Here is a 15,240-nt window from a genome sequence, read left to right on the forward strand (position 1 = left end):
TTAACAACACACAAAAAGGCCACAAGCGCACACCACCGAGAAATAAAAGAGCCATATAGGTCATAGTAACCACCACAGCAGCACCAAAATCAGGCTCTAATAATAATAAGCTGGACAAAAACATCACGAGAACCATAGGTTTTAAAAAACCTTTAAGCTTTTTACGTACTTCGTTCTGGTAGCGTTGCAAATAACTCGCTAAATATAAAATTGCAGCCAATTTCACTATTTCCGAGACCTGCAATGAAAAAAATCCCAACTGGATCCAACGTCGGCTTCCGTTAACCGTTCTGCCAATCCCAGGCAATAAGACGATTATTAACAATAAAAAACTTAATAAAAATAAATAACCACTATATTTCTGACAAATTTTAATTGGCACACGAAAAACTGTAACAGCAAGCAATAAGCCTAAAATTAAATAAACCAGTTGGTGAATAAAATAATGAAAAGGATAACCAAATTGACGATCTGAAATAACCATAGAAGCCGAAGCCACCATGAGTAAACCCAAGGCTAACAAGGATAAAGTAGAAATAATAATCCAACGGTCGTAAAGTCCTAAGGCTGGCGATTTTTGCCGCATTAAAGTCCTTCCACCGTTTCAATAAACACATCACCCCGATGTTCATAGTGTTTAAACATATCATAACTGGCACAGGCAGGGGATAACAAAACGACATCACCCTGTTGAGCAATGTCGGTAGATTGTTTTACAGCTTCTTCCATGGAAGAAGCACGCGAGATTTTCGTGTAGCGCTGCAGAGCTTTTTCTAATAGTGGCGCATCTTCGCCAATTAGAACGATTTGTTTCAAATAACGCTTGACTACGTTCCTTAAAGCCGAAAAATCAGCGCCTTTACCTTGGCCACCCGCAATTAAAATTAATTTTCCTTTGGCCACTTCTCCCAAGCTTACAATAGCTGCTTGGGTTGCACCGACATTGGTTCCTTTTGAATCGTTATAATAATCAACGTCTTTGTATTTTCGTACCCACTGACAACGATGACGGATTCCCGTAAAGTCACGCAAAACCTCAAGCATAGCCTCCATAGGTACACCTACTGCTTTTCCTAAGGCTAAAGCAGCCAATGCATTTTGAATATGATGGCTAGCGTTTAGTTTTAACTCTTCAATAGGCATAAGCCTCTTGCGCTGATAGGCGATGAAAATTTTATGATTATGTTCTATTAACCAAAAATCAGCACGATTCTGTAATCCAAAGGATAGAGGTTTTTCCTTAAATAAAATTTTTTCCAAATTTCCGGTTCATCCTCATTGACAATAGGAGTCCGGCAGAAATTATAGATTCGTTGTTTGGCTCGAATATACTCTTGAAAACTAGCATAGCGATCCATATGATCCTCACTAATATTCAGTACTGTCGCAGCGTGAGGTTGGAGGGAAAAGGTTGTTTCCAATTGAAAACTCGATAATTCCAGAATGTAATATTCAGGATCAAGGTGGAGTTGCTGTAATACCGGTTGTCCGATGTTACCACAAACAATAGCATTGATCCCTGCGGCCTTCATCATTAAGCCTAAAACGGTCGTCACCGTTGTCTTACCATTGGAGCCCGTAATGGCGATAACGGGTTTTTTGACGGCGCGAGCAAATAATTCAATATCACCAATAATAGGTTTACCTATCGCCACTTGCTTGACAATGTTGAGATCATAAAGAGGTACACCGGGACTTAATACAATTTGGTGCGCTTCATTTAATAAATTTTCAGAAAATTCCCCTAGCGCTAATTTGGCATAGGGATAAGCTTGGACAAATTTTTTTAATTGTGGAGGTTCTTGTCGGTTATCAGTAATCGCAAATGGTTGATTTGTTTCTGCCAAAAATTGGGCACAGGATAATCCGGTTTTGCCTAAGCCTAAAATAACGGTTAGTTGTTTGTCTGTCATATTATCTCAATTTTAAGGTAGCCAACCCACAAAGCACTAAAATAAAAGTAATAATCCAAAACCGAACAATAACTTTGGGCTCAGGCCAACCTTTTAATTCAAAATGATGATGCAGTGGTGTCATCCGAAAAACCCTTTTACCCCCTGATAGTTTAAAATAACCTACCTGGATAATGACGGAGAGAGTTTCTAGAACAAAAATCCCTGACATAAAAAAATAAACTATTTCCTGACGAACTATTACGGCAATTATTCCTAAAGCAGCACCCAACCCTAATGAACCCACATCTCCCATAAAAACTTGTGCCGGATAAGCGTTGTACCACAAAAAACCTAGCCTCCGCCGACTAAAGCACTGCAAAAAACAACGATTTCACCTACCCCTGGAATATAAGGAATCACTAAATATTTTGCAAAAAGGTGGTTCCCACTAGAATAAGCGAAAATTCCTAGTGCCCCACCAATTACTATAGTTGGAATAAGAGCTAAACCATCTAACCATCGGTTAAATTTACGGCGTTACTGCTACCCACTATGACAAAATAAGCAAGAAAAAGATAAAGAAGGCCTAAATTAGGAGCTACATTTTTTAAAAAAGGAATGACTAATTGAATTTCGGCAGGAGTTGTGGCGGTGAGGTAGAGGTAAATCGCTGCTACGAGGCCAATTAGGGATTGAAGTAGGTATTTCGAACGCGCAGATAACCCCTTACTATTTTTTTTAATTACCTTACGATAATCGTCAACCCAGCCTATAAGCCCGAAGGCTACTATAACCAATAAAATAATCCATATAAATCTACTGGTAAGGTCTCCCCACAATAACGCACTAATGGCAATACCCAAAATAATTAGAATACCACCCATAGTAGGAGTGCCGGATTTTTTCAAATGGGCTTGAGGAGCATCATTTCTTACCATTTGGCCAATTTGTAATTTTTTAAGTTTTTTTATTAAATAGGGAGAAAAAGCGAGAACAATAATCAATGCAGTCAAAGCACTTACGATAGAACGAAACGTTAAATAATTAAAAACACGAAAACTATAAAAATGGTGACTTAAAAAATTAGTGAGCCAGAGTAGCATGCTTATTCCTCGATTAGTCCCTTCACAATTTTTCCCATATTCATGTAAAGGGAACCTTTTAGCAACACGACTGTATTTTCATCTAAATTATTTTTTAATGCTCTCAGTAATTTCTCTTGATCATCAAAATGATACGCATTCTTGCCAAAAGCCTCAACGGTATGTCGGGTTAAAGATCCATAACAAAAGAGTTCATGAATACCAGACTGCAACGCTTGCTCACCCATTTTACGATGTAATTGATCTCCTCCTTCACCTAATTCCCTCATATCTCCTAAAACCAAAATCGAGCGACTGCCACAAGTAGCTAAAACGTCGATAGCAGCCGATACTGATAAAGGATTAGCATTATAACTATCGTCAATAATAGTGGCTCCTCGATACCCTTTTAGAGACGCTAAACGTCCGCTAACTGCCGAAGCTGCCTCTAAACCGGCTTTTATCGTCATAATCGGCAACTGTTCAGCGTAGGCCGCCGCTGCTGCTGCTAAGGCATTCATTACATTATGTTTTCCTAAAAGCGACAATTGAACATCAACTTCCCCATTCGGCAAAATTAAACGGAAGCGGGATTGCCCTTTGGGGTTTACTGAAATATTTTTTGCGGCGACATCGGCTCGGTTATTACACGCAAAAGTAATAGTTCGCCGAACACCTATTATTTCTCGCCAGAAATCTCTAAAAGGATCGTCGTTGTTAACGATAGCAATCCCATTCGGGGATAATCTTTGATAAATTTCACTCTTGGCTTTTGCTACGCCCTCAATACTGCCAAAACCCTCTAAATGCGCAGGGCCCGCATTGGTGATAATAGCGATGTTGGATTTTGCTATTTGCGCTAACTGAGCAATTTCAGCAAGATGGTTAGCTCCAAGCTCTACGACAGCATAATCATGCTCGGCACGCAATCGCATCAACGTCAATGGTAATCCAATATTATTGTTAAAGCTTCTTTCGCTAGCTAACACATTTCCCTGCTGGCGAAAGACACTGGCGAGTAATGCTCGGGTGGTTGTTTTACCACAACTCCCTGTCACCGCTATCACAATTACTTCTCTCATTTGATCGCGTTGGTGACTTCCTAATTGAATAAGAGCGGCATGGGTATCATTGACATAAATTTGGGGCAAGGATATTGCTATCCAACGACTCACAATCGCTCCCATGGCCCCTCGTTCCACCGCCGTATCTATGAAATTATGAGCATCAAAATGCGGACCTTGTAAAGCAATAAAAAGACTCCCGGGTTGAATGGTGCGAGTATCGGTACTGATAGATTCGAAATCTCCATCTTTTCCCTTGAATTTTGCATTAAGAATGTGAGCTATTTGTGAAAGTTTCATAGGTTTAACGCCTTCTGGGCCTCCTGCACGTCATCAAAAGGTAAGACGTCCCTGCCGATGACTTGGGTGGTTTCATGTCCTTTACCTGCGATTAAAACAATATCATCAATGGTGGCTTTTTGCACCGCATAATGAATTGCAGCAGCACGGTTAGTTTCAACTATCACTGACTGCGGATTTTTAAACCCTACTTTAATATCTTGAATAATTGCTAAAGGCGATTCGCTGCGGGGATTATCATTAGTCACGATAACCTGATCCGCATAGCGTTCCGCAATAGCCCCCATTTGCGGACGCTTTCCTCGATCGCGATCGCCACCACAACCAAAAATACAAATTAATTGGCCACGGCAATGCTCTCGCAGTGACATCAACGCCTTTTCTAAGGCATCGGGAGTATGCGCATAATCCACCACCACCTGAGGACCACTTGCACATTCAACTGACTGCATTCGACCAAGAACGTTTTTTAATTTTGATAACTCCAAAAATGCTTTTTCTAAAGACACACCCGATAATCCCAAAACCCCGATGACAGGCAAGAGATTACTAATATTAAATCGTCCGAAGAGAGGGGTAGTTAATGTACCATTTCCCCACGGAGTTTGAACCGTCACCGAAAATCCTTGGGCTAATGTTTTTATAGCTGTTGCCATTATTAAAGGAACTCGATCATCCTTTATTCTCTTCATGGAATAACCAATCAGCATGAGTTTTTTATGATATTTCGCAATAAGACATCTGCCAAACTCATCATCGCAATTAACCACTCCGTAACTTAAACCAATTTGCTGAAACAATAATTCTTTTGCCCGAGCATAATTTTCCATATTTCCATGATAATCTAGATGATCACGAGATAACTGAGTGAAAACGGCAATATCAAAATGCACCCCACTCACTCGATGCTGATCTAAGGCGTGTGAGGAAACTTCCATTGCAACAGCCCTCGCCCCTTCTTTGCGCATTTGCATAAAAGCTTGTTGCAATTGAAGAGGATCCGGAGTGGTGTAATTTGTTTTTGTTAAATTTCCTACAAAACCATAGCCGAGAGTCCCTACTATGGCGCACGGTATCCTTTGGGATTCCAATAATTGGGCGATAAAATGCGTGCATGAAGTTTTTCCATTGGTTCCTGTAACGCCGATAATTTTCAGGTGTTTTGTGGGATGGCTATAAAAACGAGCGGCAATTTCTCCCACCTGATTTTGTAATCGGGAAATAGGAATTAGAGGAACTGAGCTCTCTATAGAAAGTTTATAATCATGTGGATCGAAAAACACAGCCACCGCCTGTTTATCAATCGCTTCTTTAATATACTGACGTTCGTCTGAATGCATCCCCGGATAAGCAATAAAAAGATCGCCTTTCTGGATTTTTCGACTATCGGTTTGAAGTCCTCGAATTAACACATCGGATGACAGCTCATTGCTGAATCCTTTCATCAATCGATTAAGAGAGACGCCGTTCATCTAAGAAATTATAAATCAGGAGATCTTCTAAGCGAAGCTATAACCCGAATCAGCAGCGGTTCCTGGCTAGTTCTGGATGGTGATTTTGGAGCGACTAACGCCAACGATTACCGAGGATTGGCCAGTGAAAAGCCCATGCAGCGTAAAAATCACCACCCAGAACCTTAGTGGGAACTCTTGTAGCAGGGTATACTTGTACCAGGGTATATATTAGGAGGAAGATTAAGAAGATTAAGTTAAGGGCGCTGGCGGAATGTCCAGTAATCGCAAAGATCCACTCATAATTTTAGAAAATAAAGGAGCCGCCACAAGTCCCCCGAAATGTTCATCTTGAGGTTCGCGGATGACGACAGCCACTACTAACTGAGGATTGTTAGCCGGCGATAGTCCGACGAAAGAAGACATGTAATGGTGCTTATCGTAGCCTTTAGGACCCGCAATATAAGTCGTGCCGGTTTTACCCGCAACACGATATCCATACACGGCTGCTCGAGTTCCCGTACCCCCTTTTTGAACCACGGTTTCCAACATTCCTACAATTGTTTTTGCTACCTTTTCTAGCAAAACCCGCACACCAGTCGGGGGATGCTCTACTTTTAAGAAAGTTACCGGCCTTTTAATTCCTCCAGCTCCCAAAATGGCATAGGCTTGGGCCAATTGAAGAGTGGTGACTGCCATACCATACCCATACCCTAAAGTTGCCACGACGGAAGGCACCCAAGTGTCGTGGGAAACTAATACGCCGGAAGATTCTCCGGGAAAGCTGCTACTAGTGTGCTGGCCAAATCCTAATGCTCGTAATAAGGCGTAGTAATGTTGTGGTTCCAATGATAGTAAAATTTTTGCTGCAGCGATATTACTTGAATGCTGCAATAACTGGGTTAGTGAAATAACGCCAAAATTTAACTCATCGTCGCTAATCCGGTAACCACCAATTCTCATCCATCCCGGGTTGGTATCAATCTTAGTGTCCGGAGTATACTTTCCACTTTCTAACGCCAAAGCAATAGTAAATGCTTTAATCACGGAACCGGGTTCAAACATATCTGTCACTGCCCGATTGCGGTAACGACCATCGTGACTGGCTGGACGATTGTTGGGGTTGTAACTAGGCTGATTAACCATTGCTAAAATTTCTCCACTCTTTACATCCAAGACTACCGCGGAACCTGCTTTCGCATGATAAGTAGAAACTGTTTCTTTTAAAGCTTGATAGGCTAAATATTGAATACGATGATCGATGCTTAAAGTTAAATCATGCCCTTGAATTGGTTTTTTCACCATGGCAATATCCGCCACTATATGACCCAGACGGTCTTTAACTACTTCCGTCTTACCGGGTTCTCCTGCCAACCATTGGTTGTAAGCTAACTCCAAACCTTCTTGTCCTTGATCATCAATATTGGTGAGTCCCACTACATGGCTGTCACCTCTCCTTCGGGATAATAACGCCGATATTCATGTTGAAAAAAATACCTGGAATATTTAATTGCTGAATTTCTTTTGCAATATAAGGGGGGTTACCTCGTTTTAAATAGATAAATTGGTGATTTGCTTTATGTTGAATTCGTTTTTTAATAAAAGAAATAGGCAGGTGCAAGAGACATGAAAGTGCAACAATTTGAGAAGGTGTTGCTTGAAACAGTTGTGGATTGATCCAAATAGAATCAACGGGCGTGCTAATGGCTAGCGGTACTCCTAATCGATCGGTAATCATACCGCGATAGGCTGGAATATTGACAAGACGAATGATTCTCGCCTTACTTTGTTTTAGTAAAAAAGATCGATCTAGGATGTTTAAATCAATCAAACGCCATAACAATCCGACCACCGCGACACACAATAAAAACCATAACGCGTAAAACCGCCAAGTTCGTTGTTGCACGTAAATTTACCTAAGGGCGACATTCGCGTCATATCCATTGACTAATATCACTTCCTTTGCAGTGGGAATTTGCATCCCCAATTGTTTTTGCGCTACCTGTTGAATCCGTGATTGTGTGGACCAGGTACTTTGTTCTAATAACAATTTTCCCCATTGAATAAGTTCTTCAGCTTTTTCACCCTCTAAAATTTGGTATTGAATAAACAATCGTCGATTGAGATCTTTAACGTAAACAACTCCAAAGGCTGAACATAATAAAGCAATCACTAAGGAAACAACCAAAATTCCTCGTTTCGTTATTTGAAACGTGCGGCTTCGTCTCCTTAGACTTTCTGCGACAATGACACGAGTTGCAGTGTTCATGCTAATTTCTCCACGATTCGTAAGCGAGCACTTCGTGCTCGCAGATTTTCTCTGATTTCCGCCTCCGTAGGCTTAATCAGAGCACCTATTTTTTTCAAACGGTGTTTCACTTCGCTTGCCAAAATTGGCAACTCCCGCGGCAAAAGATCACGCGATTCTTTTTGAATAAAACGTTTAACAATGCGATCTTCCAATGAATGAAAACTAATCACACATAATCGACCTTTTATCGCTAATATTTCCAAACATTGAGGAAGGCATTCACGCAACTCATCCAGCTCACGATTGATAAAAATTCGGATCGCTTGGAAGGTGCGCGTTGCTGGGTGTTTTTTAATTTTATGGCGAGGCGATGCTTCGCTACAATTTCGCTTAATTGCAAGGTATGGGTAATAGGTTTCTCTTCCCGTGCTTTTACAATTGCTTCCGCAATACGTTTGGCATAACGTTCTTCGCCATAATTCCAAAGCACACGCTGAATATCTTCTTTTCTGGCTTGATTGAGCCAAGTCGCTGCATCCATGCTTTGTTCTGGATTCATGCGCATATCTAAGGGTCCATCCTTTTTAAAACTAAAACCTCGCTTGGGTTTATCTAATTGGGGTGATGAAACACCTAAATCAAGAACAATTCCATTCACTTTTCCGTACCATCCACGATTCCGTATTACCCTTTCCAGATTCGCAAAAGTCTCATGGACGATAGCGAATCGTTGGTTTCGAAAAGGGCCTCCAACACCGGTTGCAATGGCCTCGGGATCTTTATCCATTGCCAGCAAACGGCCCTCCGGCCCAAGTCGCTGCAACAAACCGAGACTGTTTCCCCCTCTACCAAATGTCGCATCGACATAAATTCCATTTTGACGAATAGCGAGTCCTTCCATAACTTCATTAAATAAAACCGGTCGATGCGTCATTTTATAAAGAAATTGTTCTTAATTCTGGGGGCAGTTCCTCTTCTCTGGGAAGTTCTTCTGACAACCAATCCTCGCGCACCAACTCCCATTGCGATTCACCCCATAATTCAATTTTTTCCCTTGTCCTACCAGCATTACCATCTGTCCTAATCCCGCATACTCTCTCAAAAGTGGAGGCACTAAAATCCGGCCATGACGCTCCAACTCCACTTCAGTCACATGGCCCAAATCAATAGCCGTTGAATTCGCTGGCTTACCGGATGGTATCTGGGTAGACTCTCTATTTTTTTCTATTTTTTTCATTTTTCCCACTGAGGGTGGGGATAAATTAAAAGACAGCGTTCTTCTGTGTCTAGTGAAGCTTCGAAACATCAGAATGGTCTCACATTTATCCACATTATACCACTTTTTCCCACAACGCATCTAAATCTATAGCCCACTTTTTAAAAAATGGAGATAAGAGGCTGAGCGAGCCTCACAAGGGAGTTTCCGCAACGGTCTCTCTATCGAGTGAAAGAGGAGTTTGGCGTATCCTCCTCTACTCCAGATCCTCCTCTACTCCAGAAGAGGAGCTGGTGGTTTTTTTGAGAGAAAGATTAGGGAATAAAAAATGCTCAGAGACTTAATAGAGTACTTTACTGCTTTTAGTCTCGGAAATTATTGAATTGGAGAGGAACGCCAACATCTTGTTCGCGCAAGAAACTGATCACGGATTGCAAATCATCCCATTTTTTACCTGTAACACGTACTTTTTCGTCTTGGATAGCGGCTTGTACCTTTAGTTTTTGATCTTTAATGAGCTTAATGATTTTTTTTCTGCTGTTTGGTCAATCCCCCCCCCTATGAGAGTAACCACTTGTTGCGCCCTTTTGTGTTGGATCACGGGTTCTTCGAGTTTCATATGTCCCACATCGATTTGCCGTTTGGAAAATTTATTTTTGAATATATCAATCACTTGCTTAAGTTAAAAATCGGTTTCTGCTCGAAGAGTGATACTGTTCCTTTCATAGTTATAAGTTGCTCCTAATCCTTTAAAGTCAAATCGCGTGGTGACCTCTCGGCTAGCCTGATCTACCACTACCACATTGCTCACTTTATGTTTGTTCAGTTCAGAAAGAATAATCAAATGAAGGCATGACTTGACTCCAGCTCAGTGATTGAATGAGAATTTTACCATTAACTGCTTTTACCTAAAAATATTAGGTATTAAAAGAGCATTAAATAGTAAAAGGCTGTGTCTTTTTAATTTTTCTCGTGAGAAAATATAGAGGAATAATACAATAGCACTATAAATATAAATAAAAAATGGGAAATTAATGAGACTAATACTTTTTTACACCCTTAGAAAAAACTGCGGAAAAATTGGCTGAATTGACAATACATCGATTGGTAGAAGACCAGAAGAAAACGAATAGCGAATATGAAGAGTATCTAGCACGAATGACTTCAAGAATATTTCCCATTCGTACTTAATTTGTTAGCGGAGAAGGGGCAGTTCTTTGCCTCCTCAACCAGAATCATTAAACCCAATCCAGGATTACTTTTCCGGCTTTACCCGATAACATCACATCGAAAGCTTGTTGAAAGTCTTTCAAAGGAAATTCATGAGTAATCACAGGTGAAATATCAAGTCCACTTTGCAAAAGATTAATCATTTTATACCACGTTTCGAACATCCGTCGGCCATAAATCCCTTTTATTGTTAAACTCTTAAAAACCACTAAATTCCAATCGATAGCAAAAGGCGTGGGTGGAATTCCCAAAAAGGCAATTCGCCCCCCATTGTTCATAATGGTTAACATACTACGAAAAGCTTCTGCGTTACCCGACATTTCCAAACCAATATCAAAACCTTCTGTCATGCCTAGGTTTTCCATAACTTTCGTTAGCGACGTGCTCGTGGGGTTTACTGCTAAGGTCACTCCAATTTTTTCAGCCAACGCTAATCGGTATTCATTAACATCCGTAATGACTACATACCGGGCACCGACGTGACGCGCAATAGCCGCTGCCATTAAACCCACAGGTCCTGCTCCCGTAATGAGGACGTCTTCCCCTACTAAATCAAATTCCAACGCAGAATGTGCGGCATTACCAAAAGGATCTAAAATAGCTGCAGTATTATCGCTAATTTGTGGAAGAATTTTATAAGCATTGCGAGAGGGAATTACTAAATAATCCGCAAAAGCACCGGGACGATTAACCCCCACTCCAAGGGTATTGCGGCAGAGATGTCTTTTACCCGCGCGGCAATTGCGGCAATAACCGCAGGTGATATGCCCTTCTCCTGATACCCGGTCTCCAATATTAAATCCTTTTATATCCTGACCCATTTCAACAATTTCACCCACAAATTCATGGCCTACATGCATAGGAACCGGTATGGTTTTTTGCGCCCATTCATCCCATTTATAAATATGTAAATCAGTTCCGCAAATTGCCGTTTTTTTAATTTTAATTAATACTTCATCACGCTCAGGTTTAGGTGTAGGGACTTCTGACACCCAAATCCCAGGTTTTGATTTAAGTTTAGAAAGGGTTTTCATAAGTTTTAAACCGCTCCTATTTTTTTCCTACACGTTCAAACGCATTAATCGCTCGATCAAGCTGTTCTTTAATGTGAATCGCCGACATTTGAACACGAATGCGGCTTTACCAATTGGCACAACAGGATAGGAAAATCCAGTTACATAAATACCTTCTTTCAACAATTGATCGGCCATTTTCTTCGCTAATTGTGCATCACCAAGCATGACGGGAATAATAGGGTGATTGCCCGGAACTAATTGAAAGCCGAGCTTTTCCATATTCGAACGAAAATACTGACTATTCTCTTGTAATTGTTGGCGTAATCGTTGGCCTTCTGTTTTTAACAACTCAAGCACTTTTAACGAAGTGGCAACGATAACCGGTGCTACGGAATTAGAAAATAAATATGGTCGGGAGCGATTACGTAACCATTCGATAATTTCTTTGCGACCAGAAGTATAGCCGCCCGAAGCACCCCCTAATGCTTTTCCTAGCGTTCCCGTGAGAATATCAACTCGATTCGCCACTCCATAATATTCTGGCGTTCCACGCCCATTTTCACCAATGAAACCTACCGCGTGCGAATCATCCACCATCACAAATGAATTATATTTATCAGCTAACTCACAAATGGATTTTAAATCAGCGATAATACCGTCCATTGAAAAAACCCCATCAGTCGCGATTAATTTATAACGTGTGCCTTTTTCGTCAGCTTCCTTCAGTTTCGTTTCCAAGTCCTTCATGTCGTTATTTTTATAACGATAGCGTTGCGCTTTACATAATCGAATTCCGTCAATAATACTGGCGTGATTCAATTCGTCACTAATAATTCCATCTTCCGGTCCCAATAATGTTTCAAATAATCCTCCGTTTGCATCAAAGCAAGAAGAATAAAGAATCGTATCCTCCGTTCCTAAAAATTGACTGATGCTTTTTTCTAGTTCTTTGTGAATATTTTGCGTTCCACAAATAAACCGAACTGATGCCATGCCAAAACCATATCGTTCCAGCGCTTTCTGTCCTACCTTAACCAACTGCGAATGGTCCGCTAATCCTAAATAATTATTGGCACAAAAATTAAGAACATGTCCTGATCCCACATTAATCTTGGCATTTTGGGGGGAAGTGATAATCCGTTCTGCCTTGTAAAGCCCTGATTTTTTTAAGCTTTCAATATCGGTGCGCAACTGATCTAACATTTCCTGCATTTACGAATACCTCCAAAGGAAAATTATTTACTCTTGAACAAAACAAGTCCTTGATTTATATATTTTAATCTGGTTAGATAAGAAAAAATCCGTAACTTTAATTTAGAGATCCATAGCTTTGCGAAGAGTTTAAATACTTTTACCGATCACAAGAGAATTATGCTTCTTACTTAAGCTCGCTGCAATGGGACTTTTCTCCAATAATTATTAATGCAAAGTTATATTTTTTGATCCTTGCCACAATCAATGCCAACGAATGTCGACTAATAGGAATCCACGACTCCTAAAGCACAAACTACTAAATCATCACCTGCTCACTACTACAGTAGAAAAAAGAATGTTTGACCCTCATCTCTCCTTCTTATACTCTGATATAGTAATATCCACCAACCGAAAAGGACTCGATGCCTACAGGTACTTAGAACTTAAAGGCCATCGTTTTTTCCTCTTCAGTCTAAAAAGAAATCAATAGCCTCATATATTCCATGTTGAATATGGAGACAAAGTATCTAAATTACAGTTAAATCCGATAAACTTGGCTAGTTCATCCGGTTTGAGAAGTTATAAATTAACTAAAATTAGGGCAATCGTTATAGAATACAGTGAAAACTTTTTAGAAAAGTATGAATACCTTGGCCGTTAAATTTGATGATCATCCTATTGACGTGTCTTTCACACAAACTTCATTACATTACAAAAATAATCACCACCATTTCGAGCGTGGAGAAACTAGTGTGAAGTGCAAGTTTTTAACTAAGCCATCAATTAACTAAGCCATCAAGTAAAAAGAAGTTCTCTTTTCTCTATTTTCTTAATTGACTGACTCTATCGAGCTCCTTCGGATTCCTTTTCTTTTGCTCTTTCCACGTTCTTGGGGCAGGTAACCATGAGTGCGTTGAGCCTGTGGAACGGATCTGTGCTATGATGAAGCTTCTTTGGGGCTCAATTTCGCTCAAGGTTTTTGATGTTCCTTTCGTTTCCCTTTCTTCATCATCGTTTTTTCTTCTTCCATTAAGCGAACTTTTTTGCGAGGATTCTCTAACTCCTGGTCTCCTTCCTTTGAAGTTTTTTGGATTAGATGGATTAGGGCAAGCGAATTTCGCAAGGATACATTTTCTTTTTCAAGTTGTTGCACTTTTTCCTTTTGATCTCTTATTTTTTGCAACGAGTTTTCTTTTTCTAATTCTTGCCGCTTAACTTAATTCAGATGAAAGAATGGAGCAGTACTTTTCCAAAAATCCCACATCAATAAAATTTTCGTTTAGCAGAGAAATTACGCAGCTTTTATAATCTACTACGTCTTCGTCTAAAGGCAAATTTTTTAACAAAAAATTAATTGGATTTTCATCGAAGGGTACTGCCTCAGAAAGCTTCAGAAAATCATTGGATAAAAAATCCTCCTCAGACCAAGGAAGATATTTTATTACTTCTGCTACAAAAGGGTCTTCCTCGCTACGCTACAAAGGGTTCTCACGAATAGGTAATCATTCTTCTCCGCAAGTACAGCTCTACCTTCTTGGGAGCAACTTTCCAAATTTCTTTCTCAAACCCTAAACCGCGCTTGTAGTCGTAACGCCTGCAGAATACTGCTGAAGAAAAAACTTGTGGTACGCCCCAACTTCTCCACGTCGCTCATCATCACAGTCATTTGTTCTTTATCTTTATCAGTTACCCTTGACTAAAGAAATTCAACTGTTTCTAAGCGACCAGCCTCATGCGGTTTCCAGAAGGCCAAATAATTTTCATAAATTAAAAATTCTCGTTGCTTTTCTTTTGACACGGAATCCCAGAGGGATTCAACCACACTAATGCTATTAGCATGGCAAGCTTTTCAAAAAAAAGTTGATGTGAATACGGTCTCTCTGAGTTCAGGAGCTAGTGAAACAAGTTTTGCACAACCTTGAACTCGATCGTTGATGAAAACGCAGCTGAGAGCATCCTCCAAGCGGGGATGGTATATTAATTCAGGGTATCCGTTCCACAACAAGCGAATAGCGCCCAGTATACTCCACTGACAAGAAAACGCGAAGGGCACTATTGGATTGTTGAGGGAAACCGTAATTCTTAGGAGGTCTCCCCCTCCATTAGAATATTCATTTTTACTAAATAGGAACCCAGTCGGCCGCCGTATTGTCTCCAACTTTCGGAAACAGACCTTGCTTCCCGCGCTACATCAGCTGCTTCGTTTAGGCGGCCTCACGCACAAAGCAACACATATTTATTCTGATATTGACGCCCCAATTCTTTTACCTCCTTCGCACCACGCAGAAATAGTATCCTTTATCTTTTTTGCTTTTCCTTAGAAAAGTCGGAGGGCAAAGAGATTAATTTGCCCTCAAACGGGATCTTAATCGCAGGATCCGCAGGACGGCGGGACGTACTGCAGTTTTAAATCACAGAACTCATTGTTCAGAAGGGATAGTAAAATTAAGACGGCCGTTTCTTTTAGTGCTTATTCAGCTAGCGATTCTAGCTGACTCATTTGTATTTCCCGTTCGCGCATTACTCGATTCTTCATTGTGC

The 15,240-nt window shown here is 40.5% G+C and carries 7 protein-coding genes and 7 pseudogenes; 1 reads left to right on the forward strand and 13 read right to left on the reverse strand.

Annotated elements, in window-relative coordinates:
• The 12 genes and pseudogenes from B1F79_RS04380 to B1F79_RS04435 form a co-directional block, all read right to left on the reverse strand.
• On the reverse strand, positions 1-586 hold a 586-nt coding region (locus B1F79_RS04380), incomplete at its 3' end, for an FtsW/RodA/SpoVE family cell cycle protein (protein WP_251366145.1).
• Positions 586-1,913: pseudogene (gene murD / locus B1F79_RS04385) on the reverse strand (UDP-N-acetylmuramoyl-L-alanine--D-glutamate ligase). The pseudogene murD and the gene B1F79_RS04380, both read right to left, overlap by 1 nt.
• A 1-nt stretch (position 1,914) precedes the next feature.
• Positions 1,915-2,998 (reverse strand): annotated as a pseudogene (gene mraY / locus B1F79_RS04390) (phospho-N-acetylmuramoyl-pentapeptide-transferase).
• Between the two features lie 2 nt (positions 2,999-3,000).
• Positions 3,001-4,341: a UDP-N-acetylmuramoyl-tripeptide--D-alanyl-D-alanine ligase gene (locus tag B1F79_RS04395; RefSeq protein WP_251366146.1), complete on the reverse strand. Its 1,341-nt coding sequence runs from the start codon at positions 4,339-4,341 to the stop codon at positions 3,001-3,003.
• Positions 4,338-5,813: a UDP-N-acetylmuramoyl-L-alanyl-D-glutamate--2,6-diaminopimelate ligase gene (locus B1F79_RS04400; RefSeq protein WP_251366147.1), complete on the reverse strand. Its 1,476-nt coding sequence runs from the start codon at positions 5,811-5,813 to the stop codon at positions 4,338-4,340. The genes B1F79_RS04395 and B1F79_RS04400 overlap by 4 nt, the downstream gene beginning before the upstream one ends.
• A 231-nt stretch (positions 5,814-6,044) precedes the next feature.
• Positions 6,045-7,704 (reverse strand): annotated as a pseudogene (locus B1F79_RS04405) (peptidoglycan D,D-transpeptidase FtsI family protein).
• Positions 7,705-8,061, reverse strand: a complete 357-nt coding sequence (gene ftsL, locus B1F79_RS04410; protein ID WP_251366148.1) for a cell division protein FtsL — start codon at positions 8,059-8,061, stop codon at positions 7,705-7,707.
• Positions 8,058-8,977 (reverse strand): annotated as a pseudogene (gene rsmH, locus B1F79_RS04415) (16S rRNA (cytosine(1402)-N(4))-methyltransferase RsmH). The gene ftsL and the pseudogene rsmH overlap by 4 nt, the downstream one beginning before the upstream one ends.
• 1 nt (position 8,978) lies before the next feature.
• Positions 8,979-9,336: pseudogene (locus tag B1F79_RS04420) on the reverse strand (MraZ-related protein); the annotation flags it as partial.
• 285 nt (positions 9,337-9,621) lie between these two features.
• Positions 9,622-10,070, reverse strand: a pseudogene (locus B1F79_RS04425) (YajQ family cyclic di-GMP-binding protein).
• Between the two features lie 427 nt (positions 10,071-10,497).
• A complete protein-coding gene (tdh, locus tag B1F79_RS04430; protein ID WP_251366150.1) occupies positions 10,498-11,523 on the reverse strand; it encodes an L-threonine 3-dehydrogenase in 1,026 nt (341 codons plus the stop codon).
• 16 nt (positions 11,524-11,539) lie between these two features.
• Positions 11,540-12,717 (reverse strand): annotated as a pseudogene (locus tag B1F79_RS04435) (glycine C-acetyltransferase).
• 478 nt (positions 12,718-13,195) lie between these two features.
• On the opposite strand from B1F79_RS04435, the gene B1F79_RS07005 reads away from it, so the two are divergent.
• A complete protein-coding gene (locus B1F79_RS07005; RefSeq protein WP_372443145.1) occupies positions 13,196-13,360 on the forward strand; it encodes a DUF4160 domain-containing protein in 165 nt (54 codons plus the stop codon).
• A 309-nt stretch (positions 13,361-13,669) separates the two neighbouring features.
• On the opposite strand, the gene B1F79_RS04440 is transcribed toward B1F79_RS07005, so the two are convergent.
• Positions 13,670-13,882, reverse strand: a complete 213-nt coding sequence (locus tag B1F79_RS04440; protein WP_251366151.1) for a hypothetical protein — start codon at positions 13,880-13,882, stop codon at positions 13,670-13,672.
• Positions 13,883-15,240 lie beyond the last annotated feature (1,358 nt).

The sequence above is a fragment of the Coxiella-like endosymbiont of Rhipicephalus sanguineus genome (assembly GCF_018687865.1).

Coding starts and splice junctions, on each gene's coding strand:
- B1F79_RS04395 (WP_251366146.1), bottom strand. CDS start 4,341: ATGAAACTTTCACAAATAGCTCACATTCTTAATGCAAAATTCAAGGGA.
- B1F79_RS04400 (WP_251366147.1), bottom strand. CDS start 5,813: ATGAACGGCGTCTCTCTTAATCGATTGATGAAAGGATTCAGCAATGAG.
- tdh (WP_251366150.1), bottom strand. CDS start 11,523: ATGAAAACCCTTTCTAAACTTAAATCAAAACCTGGGATTTGGGTGTCA.
- ftsL (WP_251366148.1), bottom strand. CDS start 8,061: ATGAACACTGCAACTCGTGTCATTGTCGCAGAAAGTCTAAGGAGACGA.